Origin of the sequence: Mesorhizobium tianshanense, assembly GCF_007830515.1 — a bacterium.
Classification (GTDB): Bacteria; Pseudomonadota; Alphaproteobacteria; order Rhizobiales; family Rhizobiaceae; genus Mesorhizobium; species Mesorhizobium tianshanense.
Genome location: NZ_VLKT01000030.1, coordinates 77,255 through 96,594, shown reverse-complemented (window position 1 = coordinate 96,594; position 19,340 = coordinate 77,255). Strand labels below are relative to the sequence as shown.

18 protein-coding genes, 1 pseudogene and 1 riboswitch are annotated in these 19,340 nt (G+C 63.4%); of the genes and pseudogenes, 11 read left to right on the top strand and 8 right to left on the bottom strand.

The window, feature by feature from the left end:
- Positions 1-246, top strand: a 246-nt coding sequence (locus tag IQ26_RS22985; protein ID WP_208760197.1) for a transposase, incomplete at its 5' end; no start/stop codon positions are given.
- Positions 247-367: 121 nt separating this feature from the next.
- Here the strand turns inward: IQ26_RS22985 and IQ26_RS22980 are convergent.
- Entirely contained in the window at positions 368-1,390 is a 1,023-nt protein-coding gene (locus IQ26_RS22980) for a substrate-binding domain-containing protein (RefSeq protein ID WP_145720626.1), read from the bottom strand.
- Between the two features lie 362 nt (positions 1,391-1,752).
- On the opposite strand from IQ26_RS22980, the gene IQ26_RS22975 reads away from it, so the two are divergent.
- From IQ26_RS22975 to IQ26_RS22955, 5 genes are all read left to right on the top strand, one after another.
- Complete coding sequence (locus tag IQ26_RS22975) at positions 1,753-3,108, top strand: ABC transporter substrate-binding protein (RefSeq protein ID WP_145720625.1); 1,356 nt, start codon at positions 1,753-1,755, stop codon at positions 3,106-3,108.
- Between the two features lie 242 nt (positions 3,109-3,350).
- A complete protein-coding gene (locus tag IQ26_RS22970; protein ID WP_145720624.1) occupies positions 3,351-4,364 on the top strand; it encodes a carbohydrate ABC transporter permease in 1,014 nt (337 codons plus the stop codon).
- A 1-nt stretch (position 4,365) separates the two neighbouring features.
- Entirely contained in the window at positions 4,366-5,520 is a 1,155-nt protein-coding gene (locus IQ26_RS22965; protein ID WP_145720623.1) for a carbohydrate ABC transporter permease, read from the top strand.
- A 4-nt stretch (positions 5,521-5,524) separates the two neighbouring features.
- Positions 5,525-7,189 (top strand): beta-galactosidase BglA, encoded by a 1,665-nt coding sequence (gene bglA, locus IQ26_RS22960; protein ID WP_145720622.1) that lies wholly within the window; start codon positions 5,525-5,527, stop codon positions 7,187-7,189.
- A 24-nt stretch (positions 7,190-7,213) separates the two neighbouring features.
- Complete coding sequence (locus tag IQ26_RS22955; RefSeq protein WP_145720621.1) at positions 7,214-8,326, top strand: ABC transporter ATP-binding protein; 1,113 nt, start codon at positions 7,214-7,216, stop codon at positions 8,324-8,326.
- A 97-nt stretch (positions 8,327-8,423) separates the two neighbouring features.
- On the opposite strand, the gene IQ26_RS22950 is transcribed toward IQ26_RS22955, so the two are convergent.
- A complete protein-coding gene (locus IQ26_RS22950) occupies positions 8,424-8,660 on the bottom strand; it encodes a DUF680 domain-containing protein (RefSeq protein ID WP_145720620.1) in 237 nt (78 codons plus the stop codon).
- Positions 8,661-8,818: 158 nt separating this feature from the next.
- Positions 8,819-9,043 (bottom strand): DUF680 domain-containing protein, encoded by a 225-nt coding sequence (locus IQ26_RS22945; RefSeq protein ID WP_145720619.1) that lies wholly within the window; start codon positions 9,041-9,043, stop codon positions 8,819-8,821.
- A gap of 520 nt (positions 9,044-9,563) precedes the next feature.
- Positions 9,564-9,766: riboswitch (cobalamin riboswitch) on the top strand.
- Positions 9,767-9,880: 114 nt separating this feature from the next.
- Here IQ26_RS22945 and IQ26_RS22940 point away from each other — a divergent pair.
- The gene (locus IQ26_RS22940; RefSeq protein WP_145720618.1) at positions 9,881-11,128 is read left to right on the top strand and encodes an aromatic ring-hydroxylating oxygenase subunit alpha; all 1,248 of its coding nucleotides are present in this window, start codon (positions 9,881-9,883) and stop codon (positions 11,126-11,128) included.
- A gap of 19 nt (positions 11,129-11,147) precedes the next feature.
- On the top strand, positions 11,148-12,263 hold the full coding sequence (locus tag IQ26_RS22935) for an FAD-binding oxidoreductase (RefSeq protein ID WP_145720617.1): 1,116 nt from the start codon (positions 11,148-11,150) through the stop codon (positions 12,261-12,263).
- 18 nt (positions 12,264-12,281) lie between these two features.
- On the opposite strand, the gene IQ26_RS22930 is transcribed toward IQ26_RS22935, so the two are convergent.
- The 5 genes from IQ26_RS22930 to IQ26_RS22910 form a co-directional block, all read right to left on the bottom strand.
- A complete protein-coding gene (locus IQ26_RS22930) occupies positions 12,282-13,028 on the bottom strand; it encodes an FAD-binding oxidoreductase (RefSeq protein ID WP_145720616.1) in 747 nt (248 codons plus the stop codon).
- Positions 13,025-13,636: a molybdopterin-dependent oxidoreductase gene (locus IQ26_RS22925; protein ID WP_145720615.1), complete on the bottom strand. Its 612-nt coding sequence runs from the start codon at positions 13,634-13,636 to the stop codon at positions 13,025-13,027. Before IQ26_RS22925 ends, IQ26_RS22930 begins: the two co-directional genes overlap by 4 nt.
- A gap of 370 nt (positions 13,637-14,006) precedes the next feature.
- Entirely contained in the window at positions 14,007-14,732 is a 726-nt protein-coding gene (locus tag IQ26_RS22920; protein WP_145720614.1) for an MBL fold metallo-hydrolase, read from the bottom strand.
- Positions 14,733-14,765: 33 nt separating this feature from the next.
- A complete protein-coding gene (locus tag IQ26_RS22915; protein ID WP_145720613.1) occupies positions 14,766-15,932 on the bottom strand; it encodes a diphosphate--fructose-6-phosphate 1-phosphotransferase in 1,167 nt (388 codons plus the stop codon).
- 100 nt (positions 15,933-16,032) lie between these two features.
- A complete protein-coding gene (locus IQ26_RS22910; protein ID WP_145720612.1) occupies positions 16,033-16,806 on the bottom strand; it encodes a L,D-transpeptidase in 774 nt (257 codons plus the stop codon).
- A 205-nt stretch (positions 16,807-17,011) separates the two neighbouring features.
- On the opposite strand from IQ26_RS22910, the gene IQ26_RS22905 reads away from it, so the two are divergent.
- The 3 genes and pseudogenes from IQ26_RS22905 to xylB all read left to right on the top strand — a co-directional run bounded on the left by IQ26_RS22905 (position 17,012) and on the right by xylB (position 19,331).
- Positions 17,012-17,635, top strand: a complete 624-nt coding sequence (locus tag IQ26_RS22905; protein ID WP_145720611.1) for a LysE family translocator — start codon at positions 17,012-17,014, stop codon at positions 17,633-17,635.
- 4 nt (positions 17,636-17,639) lie between these two features.
- Positions 17,640-17,795, top strand: a pseudogene (locus IQ26_RS41285) (tetratricopeptide repeat protein); the annotation flags it as partial.
- Between the two features lie 81 nt (positions 17,796-17,876).
- Entirely contained in the window at positions 17,877-19,331 is a 1,455-nt protein-coding gene (gene xylB / locus IQ26_RS22895) for a xylulokinase (RefSeq protein WP_145720610.1), read from the top strand.
- Positions 19,332-19,340: the final 9 nt, after the last annotated feature.

Sequence of the window (19,340 nt, the reverse complement as noted above, 5' to 3'; positions counted from 1 at the left end):
ATCTATGAGGGTGCGCGCGACATGGCCCGCGACATCGCCAAGACCGACGCCTACCAAACCTCACGCTATCAACGGAAGAAGGTGGAGATGCTGTTCGCGCACCTCAAGCGCATCCTGAAGCTCGACAGACTGCGATTGCGCGGCCCCTGTGGTGCCCGCGATGAGTTCCACCTCGCAGCCATCGCCCAGAACCTCAGGAAATTGGCCAAGATCTGCACTACCCGGACGCCAATCCCAGCCACTTAGGGCAAGGAGGCCGCCTCGACCCAATCGCAACTCGTCGCGGCGAAAAGAACGCCCGGCTTAATCACCGACTTCTTCAACACAATCGGTCGAATTCAGTCGTTCAGAGTGATTGGGTTGATACTTAGCCAGGCGCGCCGGCGACCGACCCCCTGATCACCAGGTCGACCGGCCAGACCTCGCCGCGGGCGCCCTCCTCCAGGCCGGAGATCCGCGCCGCCAGCCGTTCGGCGACGCGTGCGCCGGCCAGGCGGATCGACGAGCGCGTCGTCGACAGCGGCACCGAGAAATTCTCCGGCTTCAGCCAGGGGAAGACATCGTCATGGGCGATCAGCGACAGGTCGCTCGGAATGGTCAGGCCAAGGTCGCGCACCGCGCGCACGACGCCGAGCGCCATGATCAGGCTGGAGCAGGCGATGGCGGTCGGCGCATCGCTGCGCTCGAGCAGCCGCCTGGCGGCGCGATAGCCGTTCTCCTCGGTCATGGCCAGGGAACAGACATGGCCCTCGCCAAGCTCCAGACCGCTCGCCGCCAGTGCCCGGCGCACGCCGCGCTCGCGGTGAATGGCGAAGGTCTCGCGGTCGTCGCCGTTGATCAGCGCCAGCCGCCGGTGACCGAGCTGGATGAGCAGCCGGGCAGCCTCATGGAAGGCGCCCTCATTGTCGATGTCGGTGAAGGGGTAGTCGAAATCGAGGCCTTCGCTGCGGCCATGGACGATGAAGGGGATGCCGAGCGTGCTGACCAGCGCCACCCGCCGATCGGCGGGCCTTGGCGAGGAGATGTAGACAGCGTCGACCTGCCGGTTGGCGACGATACGCCGGTAGGTGGTCTCCTGGTCGTCGGCATCGGCCGGGGACAGCACCAGGTCGAGTTCGTGCGAACGGGCGTAGTCGCCGAGGCCGGACAGGAATTCGACGAAATGCGGGTCGATGTCGACGGCCGTCCCGGTCGGCAAGACATAGCCAATCATCCCGGTCTTGCCGGTCGCCAGCCGGCGCGCGCTCGGGTTGGGGCGGTAGCCGTGGCGCTTGGCGGCGTCGATCACCCGCCGGCGCGTTTCCTCGTTGACCTCCGGGTAGCCGTTCAGCGCGCGGCTTACCGTTGTCTGCGAAAGCGCCAGCATGTGGGAGAGCTGTTTGAGGTTCACAGGAGGCCTCCAAGCCTCAAAGCGCTTTTAACCATGGATTGCCGATCGCCCGGGAAAGCGCTGCCTAGTGTGGAGACAATAAGCACCGTTTCTGACCGGTTTGAAGTAAAATTTACTGCTGCATCGCCAAAAAAGCATGCTGCAGCGCACTTATGTGCTCCTGTATCGCGGGAATTAAATCGATTAGCCCCTTTACCCCCTTGACTCCCGATCGATTCAGTGGCGTGATTGGAAAGGCCAAAGCGCTTTGGAAGACTCTTCGAAAGGTTGCGGTTCCTTTCCGACTGAGTCACAGTCCTGCAGCGTCGGCGGACGGAATGGAGGTTTCGTCCGGGTGTTTGTGACCACTGGGAGGAATACCGATGAAGAAAATGCTTCTGCTGGGTGCCGCGTTTGTCACGCTCACCCTTAGCGCGCCAGCGCAAGCCGAACTGAAGTTCAAGCCGGGTGAGGACCCCCGCTTCAACTGGGCGAACTACGAAGAGCTCAAGAAGGTCGACCTCAAGGGCGAGACGCTGTCGATCTTCGGGCCATGGCGCGGCGAGGACGAGGGCCTCATCCGCACCGTTCTCGACTATTTCGCGGAGGCCACCGGTGCCGAGATCAAATACTCCTCGTCGGAAAATTACGAACAGCAGATCGTCATCGACACGCAGGCCGGCAGCCCGCCCAACATTGCCGTGCTGCCGCAGCCGGGCCTGATCCAGGACCTTGCGTCCAAGGGCCTGCTGACGCCGCTCGGCGACGACACCGCCAACTGGGTCAAGGACAATTACGGCGCCGGCCAGTCGTGGGTCGATCTCGGCACCTTCAAAGACAAGGACGGCAAGCCGGGCTTCTTCGCCTTCCCCTACAAGGCCGACGTGAAATCGCTGGTCTGGTACTCGCCCGACAATTTCGAGGAAGCCGACTACGAGGTGCCGAAGACGCAGGAAGAGCTTGCCGAGCTCGAACAGAAGATCATCGCCGACGGCGGCACGCCTTGGTGCATCGGGCTCGGTTCGGGCGGCGCCACCGGCTGGCCGGCGACCGACTGGGTCGAGGACATCATGCTGCGCACCCAGACGCCCGAGACCTACGACAAGTGGGTGAAGGACGAGATTCCGTTCAACGATCCCGCGGTGGTCAACGCCATCGACATTTTCGGCAAGATCGCGACCGACGACAAGATGGTCGAGGGCGGCGCCAAGGCGGTTGCGGCGACCGACTTCCGCGATAGCCCGAAAGGCCTCTTCTCGGTGCCGCCGAAATGCTATCTGCACCATCAGGCGTCGTTCATCCCGACCTTTTTCCCGGAAGGCACCGAGATCGGCCAGGACGCCGACTTCTTTTATTACCCGCCCTACGCCTCCAAGGCCGACCTCGGCACCCCGGTGCTCGGCGCCGGCACGCTTGCCATGATCACCAAGGACAGCAAGAGTGCCCGCGCGTTCATCGAATTCCTGAAGATGCCGCTCGCCCATGAGATCTGGATGGCCCAGGGCGGGTTCGTGACGCCGCTGAAGTCGGTCAACAACGACGCTTATGCCAGCGAGGCGCTGAAGAAGCAGGGCGCAATCCTCGCCGAGGCCTCGACCTTCCGCTTCGACGGATCCGACCTGATGCCGGGCAAGATCGGCGCCGGCGCCTTCTGGACCGGCATGATCGATCTCGTCGGCGGCAAGTCCGCCCAGGATGTCGCCACCGACATCCAGAAGAGCTGGGACGCGATCAAGTAAAGTAGGCGCCGCGGCTGAATATTCGGATTACCGATCCCAAATGGATCCGGGCCTCAATGGCCCGGATCCGACCGGCGGCCCGCGCCGCAGCGATTTTTATGAGCATATTCCGGCATGACGCGCGACCAGCAAGAGTGGAGCCCTGCCTTGCCTCCGGTCGCGCTCCAAACAACTGAATCGGCACATGATCCCGCCGCCAAAGCCATTCTCGACTGGCGGATCATGCGCAGAGGGAGGGACCCGTGGCGGCTCAGATTTTCTCGGCCATATTCGTCATCATCGCCGGCGTCGGCGGCTGTGTCGCCTATTTCTGGGGCGCCAACAGACTGGTGGACATCATCTTCCCGTCGCGCGGCGTCGCCGGTGCCGCGGCCATCGACAATCTGCGCCGGCAGGGGCTGATCCGGCCGTGGCTATTCGTCGGCCCGGCCATGATCATCCTCACCATCTACCTGATCTACCCGGTCGTGGAGACGCTCAGGCTGTCGTTCCTCGATCGCGGCGGCGCCGATTTCGTCGGCTTCGCCAATTATGAATGGGCGCTCGGCGACCGCGAGTTCCGCAGCTCCATCCTCAACAACATCATCTGGCTGGCGGTCGTGCCCGCCGCCTGCACCTTCCTCGGTCTGATCATCGCCGTCCTCACCGACAAGATCTGGTGGGGCACCATCGCCAAGAGCCTCATCTTCCTGCCGCTGGCCATCTCGTTCGTCGGCGCCAGCGTCATCTGGAAATTCATCTACGAGTATCGCGGCGCGGGCCAGACGCAGATCGGCCTGCTCAACGCCATCATCCAGTATTTCGGTGGCCAGCCGCAGGTCTGGATATCGCTGCCGTTCTGGAACAATTTCTTCCTGATGATCATCCTGATCTGGATCCAGACCGGCTTTGCCATGGTCATCCTGTCCTCCGCCTTGCGGGGTATTCCCGAAGAGACGCTGGAAGCCGCCGTCATCGACGGCGCCAATCCGTTCCAGATCTTCTGGAAGATCATGGTGCCGCAGATCTGGGGCACGATCGCCGTCGTCTGGACCACCATCACCATCCTGGTGCTGAAGGTTTTCGACATCGTGCTGACCATGACCAACGGCCAATGGAACAGCCAGGTCCTGGCCAATCTGATGTTCGACTGGATGTTCCGCGGCGGCGGCGATTTCGGCCGCGGCGCCACCATCGCCATCATCATCATGATCGCGGTCATTCCGATCATGGTCTGGAACATCCGCCAGGCCAACAAAGAGACGGGAGGACATTGAGATGGCCGTGTCGACCGGAAAGTCCTTTGCCAGCCGTTTCGGCGTCCATATCGCGGTCCTCATCTTCGTCGCGATCTGGACCGTGCCTACGCTCGGCATTCTCGTCTCGTCGCTGCGCGACAAGGATCAGATCATCGCCTCGGGCTGGTGGAACTCGTTCGCCAGTTCCACCCAGACGGAAGCGGGCCGGCTGCCACCCGCCTCGGCGCAGGTCGAGAAGGACGGCAAGTTCGTCCTCGAGGGCAACATCTTCGGCGACGATCCGGCCCGCGACATCAGCGCCTTCGGCGTCAAGTCGGCGGCGCCGACGCAATATCCCGCCGGCACGACGGCCGATCTCGGCGACGGCGAGACCTTGCAGCTCAACGCCGACGGCAGTTTCGTCATGACCTCGACGCAGCCCTTCGAGGGCGAGCGCGGCCAGCGCGTCTACTACGCCTCGTCGGCGCCGCCGAAGTTCACCACCGACAATTACGATACGGTGCTGTTTTCGGAAGGCATCGGCCGCTCCTTCATGAATTCGCTAACCGTCACCATTCCGGCGACCGTCATCCCGATCCTGATCGCGGCGTTCGCGGCCTATGCACTGGCCTGGATGCGCTTTCCCGGCCGGGCGCTGCTCATCGCGGTCATCATCGGCCTCCTGGTCGTGCCGCTGCAGATGTCGCTGATCCCGCTGCTGAAGCTCTATAACGGCGTCGGCTCTTTCTTCGGCGTGCCGTCGAAAACCTATCTCGGCATCTGGCTGGCGCATACCGGCTTCGGCCTGCCCTTCGCCATCTATCTCCTCAGAAGCTACATTGCCGGGCTGCCGCGCGAAATCATGGAATCGGCGCGCATCGACGGCGCCAGCGATTTCGAGATTTTCGTCAAGATCGTGCTGCCGCTGTCGTTCCCGGTGCTGGCCTCCTTCGCCATCTTCCAGTTCCTCTGGGTGTGGAACGACCTTTTGGTCGCGATGGTTTTCCTCGGCACCGAAGGGGACCAGATCGTGCTGACCGCCAAGCTCAACGCGTTGCTCGGCTCGCGCGGCGGCGACTGGGAGATCCTGACGACGTCGGCTTTCATCACCATTGTCGTGCCGCTGATCGTGTTCTTCTCGCTGCAACGCTATTTCGTCCGCGGGCTGCTCGCCGGTTCGGTGAAGGGAGGTTGAGATCATGCAATCCGCCGTGAAAGCGACCGTGAAACCCGACCTCGCCGCCGATAGCGACTGGTGGCGAGGGGCCGTGATCTACCAGATCTATCCGCGCAGCTATCAGGACTCGAACGGCGACGGCGTCGGCGACCTCAAGGGCATCATCGGCAGGCTGCCCTATGTCGCGGCGCTCGGCGTCGACGCCATCTGGATCTCGCCGTTCTTCAAGTCGCCGATGAAGGATTTCGGCTACGACGTATCCGACTTTTGCGACGTCGATCCGATGTTCGGCACACTGGTCGATTTCGATGCCCTGACCGCCGAGGCGCACAAGCTCGGGCTCAAGGTGATGATCGACGAGGTGCTGTCGCATACCGCCGACAGCCATCCGTGGTTCAAGGAAAGCCGCTCGAACCGCACCAATCCCAAGGCGGACTGGTATGTCTGGGCGGACGCCAAGCCCGACGGCACGCCACCCAACAACTGGCTGTCGATCTTCGGCGGTTCGGCCTGGCAGTGGGACACCAGCCGCCAGCAATACTACCTGCATAATTTCCTGGCCGAGCAGCCCGATCTCAACTTTCACAGCCGTGCGGTCCAGGACGCGCTGCTCGACGTCACCCGCTTCTGGCTGGAACGTGGCGTCGACGGCTTCCGCCTCGACACCATCAACTTCTACTTCCACAGCCAGGGCCTGGAGGACAATCCGGCGCTGCCGCCCGAAGAGCGCAACGACCAGACCGCGCCCTCCGTCAATCCTTACAACTACCAGGACCACCTCTACGACAAGAGCCGCCCGGAAAACCTCGGCTTCCTCGAACGCTTCCGCGCCCTGCTCGACGAATATCCGGCGACGGCCGCGGTCGGCGAAGTCGGCGATTCACAGCGCGGACTGGAGGTGGTGGCAGCTTATACCGCCGGCAGCAAGCGCGTGCATATGTGCTACTCGTTCGATTTCCTGGCCCCCGAAAAGATCAGCGCGGCGAAGGTGCGTTCGGTGCTGGAGGCGTTCGGTAAGGTCGCCAGCGACGGCTGGTCGTGCTGGGCCTTCTCCAACCATGACGTGATGCGCGCTGCCTCGCGCTGGGCGGCCGGCGAGGCCGACCCGACCGCTTATCTCAAGGTGATCTCGGCGCTGCTGATGTCGCTGCGCGGCTCCGTCTGCATCTATCAGGGCGAGGAGCTCGGGCTCGGCGAGGCCTCGCTGCAATTCGAGGATCTGCAGGATCCCTACGGCATCCGCTTCTGGCCGGAATTCAAGGGCCGCGACGGCTGCCGCACGCCGATGGTCTGGGATGGCGCCGCCCTGAATGGCGGCTTCTCCAAGGCAAAGCCATGGCTGCCCGTGCCTGCCAAGCACCTTCCGCAAGCGGTCGATGTGCAGCAGGGCGACGACGCCTCGCTGCTCGAACACTACCGGCGCTTTCTCGCCTTCCGGCGTTTGCATCCGGCGCTGGCCAAGGGCGATATCGACTTCATCGAAAGCGAGGGCGATACGGTTGCCTTCACGCGCCGCGAGGGCAACGAGCAGATCGTCTGCGTCTTCAATCTCGGCAGCCGACCGGCCGAAATCGATCTTGGCGGGCGCTCGCTGCAGCCCTTGCCGGGGCACGGGTTTTCGGGACAGACTAGCGCCGGCTCTATCCGCCTCGGCGGCTACGGCGCCTGGTTCGGGCGTATCGACTGAATTGGCATTTCACTGGAGGGAATCATGGCCGATGTCACGCTAAGGCAAGTGAAGAAATCTTACGGCAATCTCAACATTCTCCACGGCATCGACCTCGACATAAAGTCGGGCGAGTTCATCGTCTTCGTCGGCCCTTCGGGCTGCGGCAAGTCGACCTTGCTGCGCTCCATCGCCGGGCTTGAGGAAATCACCTCGGGCGAGCTCAAGATCGCCGGCGAGGTGGTGAACGACGTGCCGCCGTCGAAACGCGGCATCGCCATGGTGTTCCAGTCCTATGCGCTCTATCCGCACATGACCGTCTACGACAACATGGCGTTCTCGATGAAGATCGGCAAGGAGAGCAAGGCCGAGATCGACAAGCGGGTGCGCCAGGCGGCCGAAATCCTGCAGCTGACAAAATATCTCGACCGGCTGCCTAAGGCGATGTCGGGCGGCCAGCGCCAGCGCGTCGCCATCGGCCGCGCCATCGTGCGCAACCCGAAGGTCTTCTTGTTCGACGAGCCGCTGTCGAACCTCGACGCGGCACTGCGCGTCGCCACCCGCATCGAGATCGCCAAGCTCAAGGAATCGATGCCTGCCACAACGATGATCTACGTCACCCACGACCAGGTCGAGGCGATGACGCTGGCCGACCGCATCGTCGTGCTCAAGGAGGGCCATATCGAGCAGGTCGGCACGCCGATGGATCTCTACAAGAAACCCGGCAATCTGTTCGTCGCCCAGTTCATCGGTTCGCCGGCCATGAACATCCTGCCGGCAACGATCGACAAACCAGGCAACCCGACCATCGTCAGCCATGTCGGCGGCCGCAAGGCGACGGTGCCCATCGCCACGCCGGCCTCGGCGAAGGGTGCTGCGGTGAGCTTTGGCGTGCGGCCGGAGGATTTGATGATCGCCACCGGCGCGGATTATCTGTTCGAGGGAACGGTGGACTATGTCGAGCAGCTCGGCGAGGTCCAGCTGGTCTATGTCGACATCGGCCGCGCCGACCTGCCGCTGGTGACCAAGCTGCCCGGCAATGTCGAGGTCAAGCGGGGTGCTGCGCTGCGGTTGAGTGCCGATGCCGGAGATCTGCATATTTTCGATGCCGAGGGACATTCCTTCACACTCCACAATGCGGAAGCAAAGGCAGCCTGAGAGCGGCAGCCGAACTGCTGGATATAGGCAGTTTGGCGAAGGCAAAAAACAAGAGCGGCGGGCAAAGCCCGCCGCTCTTGTGCGTTCTGGTCGCTGCTTAGCGGCCGAACAGGTTCCGGTCGCTGCCCTGCGGGGCGGACTTCTGTACGTCGCCAGATGAATTGAGCAGCTTGTAGACCGGCGAGCCGGTGTTGCGTACCGAGGACGTCTGCGTGTTGTCGACGTTGACGGCCGCCTGCTTATTGATGTCGGTTCCGCCAACGTTGTCGTTGCGGGCATAGGCGCTGCCGGCGGCAATCAAAAGTGCGGCGGCGGTAAGAGCGATTTTCTTCATTTCAGTATTCCTGGATTTTCGCATTCGACCAGCGCGGCGGTCTTGATGAAAGACAATGCCGCCGCTGTTGTTTGTTTGACCATGATCTTTTCCGAAAACCGGTTTCCACTTTTTGCTTCGCTGACCTTCGGTTCGGGATCACGGTCTGGAATCGACTGTTAGTTGTTGCCGAAGAGGTTGCGGTCGCTGCCGTGGACGGGCTTCTCGTCAGCCGGAACCGGATTCTGGGCCGAAGCCGAATTCCGAACCGAAGCCGTGTACGAGCTGTCGACCGCGGCGGCCGGCTGGTTGGCGCCGTCAGACCCATAATGGTCACTGCCTTCAGCAAAGGCGCTGCCGGTGATGGCCAGAACGGCGACGGCAGCAAGAGCGATCTTTTTCATTTTAAGTACTCCAGTATCTTAAGTTTCCCGTCCGTCCAGCGGCTTGTCTTGGAAGGAATTCGCGTCGTTCGGACAGCCCCGATGTGGGAAGGCCATCCTGCGGATTCCAATCACGAAGTTGTTCCGTGTGGACCAAGAATCTGCATCTTGAAATTGTGCCAGTGGCTCCTACAACCACAATTTTCCTTTTTTTATCAGTCTGTTAGCTCAAGCGTTCCATCCGACCATTTGACGGATTGGCGAGCCAGCGTTCACACCGTCCTGCACGCAGTGTCAACAGAAACGAACCGTTCGGTTCGATTTTAGACGCACCTAAAAAAGCATTTCGAAGCCTGCTAACGAATCGTTAACCAGTTCGGCCCCTGACAATGGGCCAAATCCGGCCATGCTTTCGGGCCGGCAACGCTCGGCGAAGGGTGGATTTCACCCTTGTTCACTCCGGTCCAACAGGTTTCGTGGCCGTGTCGCGCCGCATGGATACGATGTCGCTTTCATGCCGACAGTCGGTCGGCGGTCATGATTAGATCACGCCAACTCAGGTGCCGCTTGGTGACGACCAAGCGGAGAATTGGGAAGCCGGTCAGAACCCGGCGCTGCCCCCGCAACGGTGGTGGAGTTCAAGTCGCAACGGGAGACCACTGGGCCACAAGCCTGGGAAGGTGTCGCGATGAGTCCGCAAGGACACTCCAGAGCCCGGAAACCAGCCCGAGATTCTAGACTCGACTGATCGCGGTGGGCGGTCAAGAGGCGGATAGTGCATGCCCGGCCGTATTGCCGACGTGCAGCCGATCCTTCCTCCATCACCACCAGTTCAGTCCTTGGACATGAGGACAGGACATGGATGCGCGCAACGACATGCTGAGGCTCTTGCACGGCCGCAGGCAAGGCTATTCACTGGAACAGCCCTTCTACACCGATCCCGATTTCTTCAAGCTCGACATGGAGCTGATCTGGTATCGCGACTGGCTGTTCATCGGTCACGATTGCGAGTTGCCGAAGCCGGGCAGCTACATCACCGTCCAGATCGGCGGCTATCCGGTCGTGCTGGTCCGCGACCAGCAAGGCAAGATCAACGCCTTCCACAATTCCTGCCGCCATCGCGGCAGCCGCGTCTGCAACGCCGACAAGGGCACGGCGGCGAAGCTCGTCTGCCCCTATCACCAGTGGACCTACGAGCTGGACGGCCGGCTTTTGTTCGCAAGGCAGATGGCGGATGGCTTCGACAAGAGCCAGTTCAGCCTGAAGCCAGTCGCCTGCGAAAGCGTCGGCGGTTACATCTTCATCTGCCTGGCCAAGGAGCCCGCGGATTTCGCGCCGATGCGCGCGATGGTCGAGCCCTACCTCCTGCCGCACCGGCTGCGCGAGGCAAAGGTCGCCTTCGAATCGACCATCGTCGAGAAGGGCAACTGGAAGCTCGTCTGGGAGAACAACCGCGAGTGCTACCATTGCGCCGGCAACCATCCGGAACTGTGCAAGACATTCCCGGAAGCACCGACTGTGACCGGCGTGCAAGGCGCCGACAGCGATCCGGAGATGCTGGCGCACTGGGCGAAATGCGAGGCGGCGGGCTTGCCGAGCAAGTTCCGCATCGATTCGGCCGGGCAGTATCGCGCCACCCGCGCGCCGCTGCTGCGCGACGCCGTCAGCTACACGATGACGGGACGGCGCGCGGTGAAGAAGAACCTTTCCGACAGCGTTTCGACCGACCGCATCGGCTCGTTGCTGCTCTACCACTATCCGACGACCTGGAACCATATCCTCGGCGATCATGCCGTCACCTTCCGCGTGCTGCCGATCAGCGCCACGGAAACGGCCGTCACCACCAAATGGCTCGTCCACAAGGATGCGGTCGAAGGCGTCGACTACGATCTCACCGAACTCACCCATGTGTGGACCGAGACCAACGACCAGGATCGCCGCATCGTCGAGGAAAACGCCTTCGGCATCCTGTCGCCGGCCTATGAGCCCGGCCCCTATTCGGAACTGCATGAGGGCGGCGTCATCCAGTTCGTCGAATGGTACGCGTCCTTCATTGGGCCGCGCCTTGCCGAGGACGGCCGGCCGGCGTTGCGCAGCGTCGCCTAAGATCTGAGGGATGAATGCGATGACGGACCTCGGGCTCTACCGCCATCTCGACGAGATGGCGCCCTGGAACGACAGGCTCCAGGTGCTGGAAGTGATCGGCGTCAGCGACGAGGCGCCTGAGGTGAAGACCTTCACCTTCCGCTCCGACAACCAGACCTGGTTCCGCTACAAACCGGGGCAGTTCGTGACGCTGGAACTGCCGACCATTGAGGGCCCGCTGATGCGGACCTATACGCTGTCGTCCTCGCCGTCGCGGCCGTTCTCGATCGCGGTGACGGTGAAAGCGCAGGCCGGCAGCGCCGGCACGCGCTGGATGTTCGACAATCTGAAGCCCGGCGTTCACGTGAAGGCCTATGGGCCGGCGGGCGACTTTTCGCTGCACAGTCATCCCGCGGCCAAGTATCTGTTCATTTCGGCCGGCTCCGGTGTGACGCCGATGATGTCGATGCTGCGCTGGCTGAACGACTGCGCGCCATGGACCGATGTCGGTTTCGTCAACTGCGCCCGAAAGCCCGAAGAGATCATCTTCCGCAAGGAACTCGAACTGCTCGGCAGCCGCATGCCGGGTCTGACGCTCGGCTTCATGATCGAGGAGCGCTCCAGCCGCGAGGGCTGGTTCGGCCATATGGGTCGGATCGACGCGATCCGGCTGCCGCTGCTGGCGCCCGATTTTCGTGAGCGCGAAATCTTCTGCTGCGGTCCCGACCCGTTCATGCGCGCGGTGCGGCAGATGCTGGAGGCCGCCGGCTTCGACATGGCCAACTACCATCAGGAAAGCTTTGCGGCGCCGCCGGTGGAGGAAATACCGGCCCCGTTCGCATCGCCGGCGGAAGGCGGGGCGGCAGAAGGCGGGGTCGAGATCCCTGCTGAAGCCGCAACGCCGATCCGCTTTTCGCTTTCGGATGTCGATGCCGACTGCGTTGCCGGCCAGACCGTGCTGCAGACGGCGCGCGCCTCGGGCGTGCGAATTCCCGCAGCCTGCGAGTTCGGCCTGTGCGGAACCTGCAAGGTGAAAAAGGTCTCGGGCAAGGTCGAAATGAGTCACAATGGCGGCATCCTCGATCACGAGATCGATGACGGCTTCATCCTCGCCTGCTGTTCGAAGCCGCTGACGGCGCTGGAAATCGAGGTCTGACAAGCTGAGCCGCAGCCCTCAGACCCCGTAGCGCTCGGTGCGGATGAGGCCTGCCGGAACGCCGGCATCGATCAGCGCCTGAGCGGCGGCCGACACAAAGGCGTTCGAGCCGCAGACAAAGGCGAGCCTTGGCGGCGCGGGCAGCCGCGCCATCGATTGCACCATCATCGCGGCATCGACCCGCCGCGAGTAGTCTACAGGGCGCCGGGCGGCCTCGCGCGTCAGCGTCAGCACCAGATCGAAGCCGTCCCGGCGATCGTCGAGGCCGATCAGTTCGTCGCGAAAGATCACCTCGTCCCAGACCCGCGCGGAAAACACCAACGCCGCGGGCACCGCTGATTTGCGCGCCGCGCGATGGCGGATCATCGCCATCAGCGGCACCACGCCCGATCCGCCGCCGACCAGCAGAAGCGGCCCGCCGTCGCTGTCGGACCAGACGAAATGGCCGCCGAGCGGCCCGCGCAGTTCGACCTCGTCGCCGACCGCCGCTATCTCATGGAAGAAGGGCGAGACCTCGCCGTCGTCGAGTTTTTCGATCGCCAGTTCGATCGTCTCGCCCGATTCCGGCGCCGAGGCGATGGAGTAGGAGCGGCGCGCCTGATAGCCGTCCGGCGCCGTCAGCCTGACATCGACATGCTGCCCGGCACGATAGGCGAAGGACCGCGACGGCTGGAGGAAAAAGCTGGTGACGCGCGGCGTGCGCTTTTCGATGCCGGTGATGGTAACCGTCTGCCAGGGCGACTGCGCCGCCGGCCCGTCGCTCATGGATCGCCCGCATAGCGCTGCTCGCGCCACGGGTCGCCATAGATGTGATAGCCGCGCAGTTCCCAGAAGCCCGGCTCGTCACGCTCGGTGAACTGCAGCCCGTTCAGCCATTTGGCCGACTTCCAGAAATAGAGATGCGGGACCAGCAGCCGCGCCGGGCCGCCATGGTCGGGCGTGATCGGCTTGCCCTCGTAAAGCAGCGCCACCATCGCCTTGCCGGCGGTGACGTCCTTCGTCGGCACGTTGGTGGTATAGCCGTCGAAGGACAGCGCCAGCGTGAAGGCGGTCGGCGGCTCGATGCCGGCACCGGCAAGAATGTCATCGACCAGCACGCCCTGCCACGCCGTGTCGAACTTGGTCCATGCGGTCACGCAATGGATGTCGCGCGTCATCTTGGTTAGAGGCAAAGCGTTGAACTCGGTCCAATTCCATTTCTTGATCGGCCGCGGTCCGTGCTTGAGCGTGAACGACCAGTCCTCGGTGCGCACGCGCGGCGTCGGCCCGGCCGACAGCACCGGGAAGCCTTGCTCGAGATACTGCCCCGGCGGGATACGCGCATCCGCATCCGTCGGGGGCTTTCGTCCTGAAAAAAAGCCGCGGGTAACCATCGAGACAATCCGTTTACATGGGGCCGTTTACATGGGGCCGTTTACATGGGGCCATTTGCTTGGGGCCGTTTGCCTGGGGCCGTCCGCCGGCCTTCAACAGTCTTCTCGAAGATGGCTTGGCGGGGCAACCGAAATGTTGGCAACGACCTCGCGACGCCTTGCTGGCCTCACAAGCTCGCCGCCCGGATGGTTGCCATCTGCTGCTGTCGCCTGCCGGGACGGCGCCGAAACCCGAGAACAAAAAAACCGCCTCGGCGGCGGGTCGCTGGCGCAAATCAGCACCATGAATAAATTCCTAACATAACCGCCGTCACAAAGCAAGAACAAATGTGCTATGCCTCAGGGCAATCGCTTCAGGTCGGCGTTGCCCCTATACGCCGATCCCGTCGGTTCGCCTGAGATAGCCCGTGGCGATTTCGCGCATGCGCCTGGCGTCAAAGCTCGGTCCATGGCCGCCATGGCCGATGCGGATCGGCAGGTCGAGCAGCCGCTGCATCGTCCGGCGATAGGCGGCGCGGTCGGAATCCGGCAGGTCGTCGATCAGCATGTCGTCGTAGATGGCGTCGCCGGCGAAGAACAGGCCGTCGGCCTCATCGAACAGCGCGATCGAATCGGGGGAGTGGCCGGGCAGATGCAGCACGCGAAATTGCCGGTCGCCGAGGTCGACCAGATCGCCCTCGTCAAGCGTCCGCGTCAGCGGCGCCGGCGTAATTTTATAATCGGCCGCTTTCCAGCCCGGCGCCGGCAGCTTTGAGACCGCGCCGTCGAGCGTGTGGAACATGTGGGCATAGGTGACCGCTTCATCCATGCTGTCGAATTGCGCGGCGCTGTGCCTCGGCCCCGCCCGCAAGGGGAATTCGTGCAGCGAGCCGACATGGTCGAGGTGGATATGGGTGGCAACGACGAGCAGCGGCTTGCCGGCCGGCGTGTCTATCTCGGGCGCCAGCGGGCAAATGCCCATGCCGGTGTCGACAAGCAGGTCGACATCGCGGCCGCGCAGATGCCAGATGTTGGCGCGCACGAAATCATGCACGAACGGCTCGGTCAGCATCGTGGTATGGGCGTCGATGATGGTCTTGCTGAACCAGTCAAGCATCAGGAGAGAGCCGGCATCACAAGAGAGCAGGCATCAGACGAACGGCTTTCCGACCTTGTATTTTTCGGGAACCAGCCGCTTCAGGTAGGCCATTCCCGCATCGGACAGTTGGTTGACATCCGGCAGCATGAAGTCGTCGGGCATGTGACGGGTCTTGCCGGCGACGTTTTGCAGCGGCACCTTCTTCAGCACGGTTTTCTGGCCGTCATATTGCAGCGCCACCGAGCCACCGCCCTGTTCCGCCACCGCAACGGCAAAGGCGCCGGCATCGAAGGCTTCCTGCGCATCGACTGCGTTGATGGCGCCGACATAGCCGCGCGGCATGTAGCCGAGCGCGTCGACGCGCGCCCGCTTGCCGGGCAATCCTTCGGCCAGCGCACGCTCGAGGGCGGCCGGCAGGTCGCTGCCCGACAGCTTGACGTTGCCATGCGCATCGCGCTCCAGTTTCTCCGGCGGGACGAGACTTTCGACCAGCGCCTTGCCATCGGCGGTGCTGACGCCTTCGGAGACCGCAACGATGCAGCGCTTGTGGCGGTCGAGCGTGGCGCGCACGTCGTCGATGAAGGCCGCGGCCGAGAACGGACGTTCCGGCACATAGACGAGATGCGGGCCGCTGTCGGGGTCAAGCTGCCAGGCGGCAGCGGCGGCGGTAAGGAAACCGGCGTGCCGCCCCATGACGATGCCGACATAGATGCCCGGCAGAGCGCGGAAATCGAGGTCGACCGAGAGAAAGGCGCCGGCGACGAACTCGGCCGCCGAAATGAAGCCGGGCGTGTGGTCGTTCTCCTCGAGATCGTTATCGATCGTTTTCGGCGCATGAACGAAAGCGATCTTGCCACCGGCAGCATCGGTCAGGATCTGCTGCGTGCCCGACGTGTCGTTGCCGCCGATATAGATGAAGGCGTCGGCGCCGGCCTTCTTCAGGCCATCGAGGATGACCTCGCAATAGGCGGCATCCGGCTTGTCGCGGGTCGAGCCAAGGGCGGCGCTCGGCGTTGCCGCAATCAGCCTCAGCCGGTCCTCGGCTATGGCGGAAAGATCGACATAGTTGCCGTCCCGAATGCCGCGCACGCCGTGGATGGAGCCCAGGACCTTGGCGCCGGGATGCCGCTTGCGGATCTCGAGCGCGGCGCCCACCATCGTCTGGTTGATGACGGCGGTCGGGCCGCCGCCTTGCGCGATCACAAAAGTTCCGGACATGCTTCACGTCTCCCGAGCTGTGGCTTTGCAGGCACATTCGCCTGTCTTGCGAGATCACGCAACGGGAGAGTCGAATGGCCGCGCCGGCCTCGCTATCAGGTCAGACGACGACGATCGGGTTCTTCCTGGAGACGCGGCTGTAGAGGTCGATGATGTCCTGGTTGATCAGGCGCACGCAGCCCGACGACATCGCCTGGCCGATGCTCCACCATTCGGGCGAGCCGTGGATGCGGTAGCCGGTGTCCTGACCATTCTGGTAGATGTAAAGCGCGCGTGCACCAAGCGGATTTTCGAGGCCGCCGGGTTGGCCGCCTTGCCACTTCACCAGTTCCGGTTTGCGGGCAATCATCTCGGCCGGCGGCGTCCAGGTCGGCCATTCCTTGCCGTACTGGATGTTGGCGCGGCCGGACCAGCGGAAGCCTTCCTTGCCGATACCGACGCCGTACCGGATCGCGTCACCGCCGGGCTGCACCAGATAGAGCAGCCGCTCCTGCGAATGGACGACGATGGTGCCGGGCTGCTCGCCGGTCGGATCGACGACGATCTGGCGGCGGAACTCCGGCTTGACCTTGAGATAGGGCACTTCCGGCAGCGTGAAGCCGCCGTCGGTGACGGAGGCGTACATGACGGCCGGGCTGGTTATGTTCCTATCGACGCTGATGCTCGGGCGGATGGGCCGGATCGAGCCGGTGGTGCCGCCGTCGAGCTGAAGCGCGGACAGGTCGAGCGTCTGGCTGCAGCCGGCAAGGCCGAGCAGCGCCAACGAGCCGGCACCGGACAGCACCGCGCGGCGGGAAAGCTGGATTTCTGGAATTTCGATGTTGATGGCGTCGCCGTCGTACGGCGACTTCAGACCTTGCGGCAACTCACGCATGTACCCAAACCCTACGCTGTCGGCCGGAAACACGGTCCGGCCGGATAGCAGGCATTTTCAGCAATCATGGTTGAGAAAGCGTGAACACGGCTTGCCCCGCCTTAACCTCCTGGCCGAGCCGCGTGCCGTACATTTTCGATGCTGCCCCTTTACATCTTCGCGAGGCCAAGGATTTATCCTCTTCTTTGAGCTCAAGGAGACGAACATGTCCTTCGAAAACTGGGCCGCCTTTGCCGCCGCCTCGACGATCCTTCTTGTCATTCCCGGCCCGACCATCCTTCTGGTCGTGTCCTATGCGCTGGGCCAGGGCTGGCGCACCGCGCTGCCGATGGCGGTCGGCGTGGCGTTTGGCGACTTCACGGCGATGACGCTGTCGATGCTGGGCATCGGCGCGCTGCTGGCGGCGTCGGCCACGGTGTTCACGGTGCTGAAGGTGATCGGCGCGGGCTATCTGATCTATCTCGGGATAAAGCTGTTTCGCGCCGGCGGCGCGCTCAAGGCCGAACCGCGCCTGGACGCGGTGTCGTCGGCCAAGATGATGGCGCATGCCTGGCTGGTCACCGCGCTCAACCCGAAAAGCATCACCTTCTTCGTCGCCTTCCTGCCGCAGTTCCTCGACCGGCATGCGGATTTCTGGACGCAGATGCTGATCTTCGAAACGACCTTCCTGGCACTCGCCTTCGCCAATGCCTTCGGCTATGCGCTGATCGCGGCAAGGGCGCGCAACGTCGTGCGCAACCCGAAGGCGATCCGCATCTTCAACCGCACCGGCGGCACGCTGCTGGTCGGCGCCGGCATCGCCACGGTGGCGATGCGTTCGGGCAATTGAAGGCCGCGACGTCATCGACCCGACGCTGATCGAGGCGGCGCTACGTTCCGGCGACCACGCGTTGGCAAGGGCGCTTGCCGCGGCACGCGCCTGGCACGGCCCGGGCAGCCCGTTGTCGGCGCTGCTTTCACGGCGAGCGGCCGATTTGTCGGAGAATTGACCGGAGGCGAATCTTGTCTTAAAAACTGCCAAGTCAGATTTTTTCGAGATCCGAAAAAATTAATGACATCGGGAGGAACATATGTATCTCGGCCTCGATCTGGGCACGTCGGGCGTCAAGGCGCTTTTGATCGATGCCGGGCAGACTGTCATCGATTCCGGCCACGCTTCGCTCGACGTGTCGCGGCCGCATCCCGGCTGGTCCGAGCAGAATCCAGCCGACTGGATCCGCGCCTGCGAAGAAGCGGTCGCCGAGCTGAAGGCTTCCCATTCGAAAGAACTTGCCGCGGTCAAAGGCATCGGATTGTCCGGCCACATGCATGGCGCCACATTACTCGACGCCGGCGACCAGGTGCTGCGCCCCTGCATCCTGTGGAACGACACGCGCAGCCACGCCGAAGCGGCTGCGCTCGACGCCGATCCGCGTTTTCGCAAGCTGACAGGCAACATCGTCTTTCCCGGCTTCACCGCGCCAAAGCTCGTCTGGGTGAAAAACAACGAACCGGATATTTTCGGCAGAGTGGCAAAGGTCCTGCTGCCGAAGGATTTCCTGCGGCTCTGGCTTTCCGGCGAACACATTTCGGAGATGTCGGATTCGGCCGGTACGTCCTGGCTCGATGTCGGCAAGCGAGGCTGGTCGTCCGACCTGCTCACTGCCACGTCGCTCGACGAAAGACAGATGCCGTCGCTGGTCGAAGGCACTCACAAAGCCGGCGCCTTGCGCGGCGAACTGGCCGCGAAATGGGGGATGCAGTCCGGCATCCCGATCGCCGGCGGCGCGGGCGACAATGCGGCGTCGGCCTGCGGCATGGGCACGGTGGCAGCGGGCCAGGCCTTCGTCTCGCTCGGCACGTCGGGCGTGCTGTTTGCCGCCAATGCGTCCTATCTGCCAAACCCGGAAAGTGCGGTGCATACGTTCTGCCACGCGCTGCCCGACACCTGGCACCAGATGGGCGTCATCCTGTCGGCAACCGATTCGCTCAACTGGCTGTCGGAAATCACGGGAAAAGGCGCTGGCGAGCTGACGGCCGAACTCGGCGACACGCTTAAGGCGCCGACCGGCGTGTCCTTCCTGCCCTATCTCTCAGGCGAGCGTACTCCCTATAACGACTCGGCCATTCGCGGCTCGTTCACCGGGCTTGCGCATGAATCCACCCGCGCGGTGCTGACCCAGGCGGTCGTCGAAGGTGTGGCTTTCGCCTTCCGCGACAGCCTGGAGGCTTTGGCCAAGGCCGGCACGACCCTGACGCGGGTGACGGCGATCGGCGGCGGCTCGCGCTCGCGCTACTGGTTGAATGCCATCGCCACCGCGCTCGGCCTGCCCGTCGACATTCCCGCCGACGGCGATTTCGGCGCTGCCTTCGGTGCGGCGAGGCTCGGCCTGATCGCGGCGACGGGCGCCGATCCGCTCAGAGTGTGCACGGCGCCGGCCACCGACGCCACGATCGAACCGGTCGCCGCACTAAGCGATGCCTATACGGATGCCTATCAGCGTTACCGGGCCCTTTATCCCGCGATCAAGGCTGCGACCGCATGAGCGAGGGTT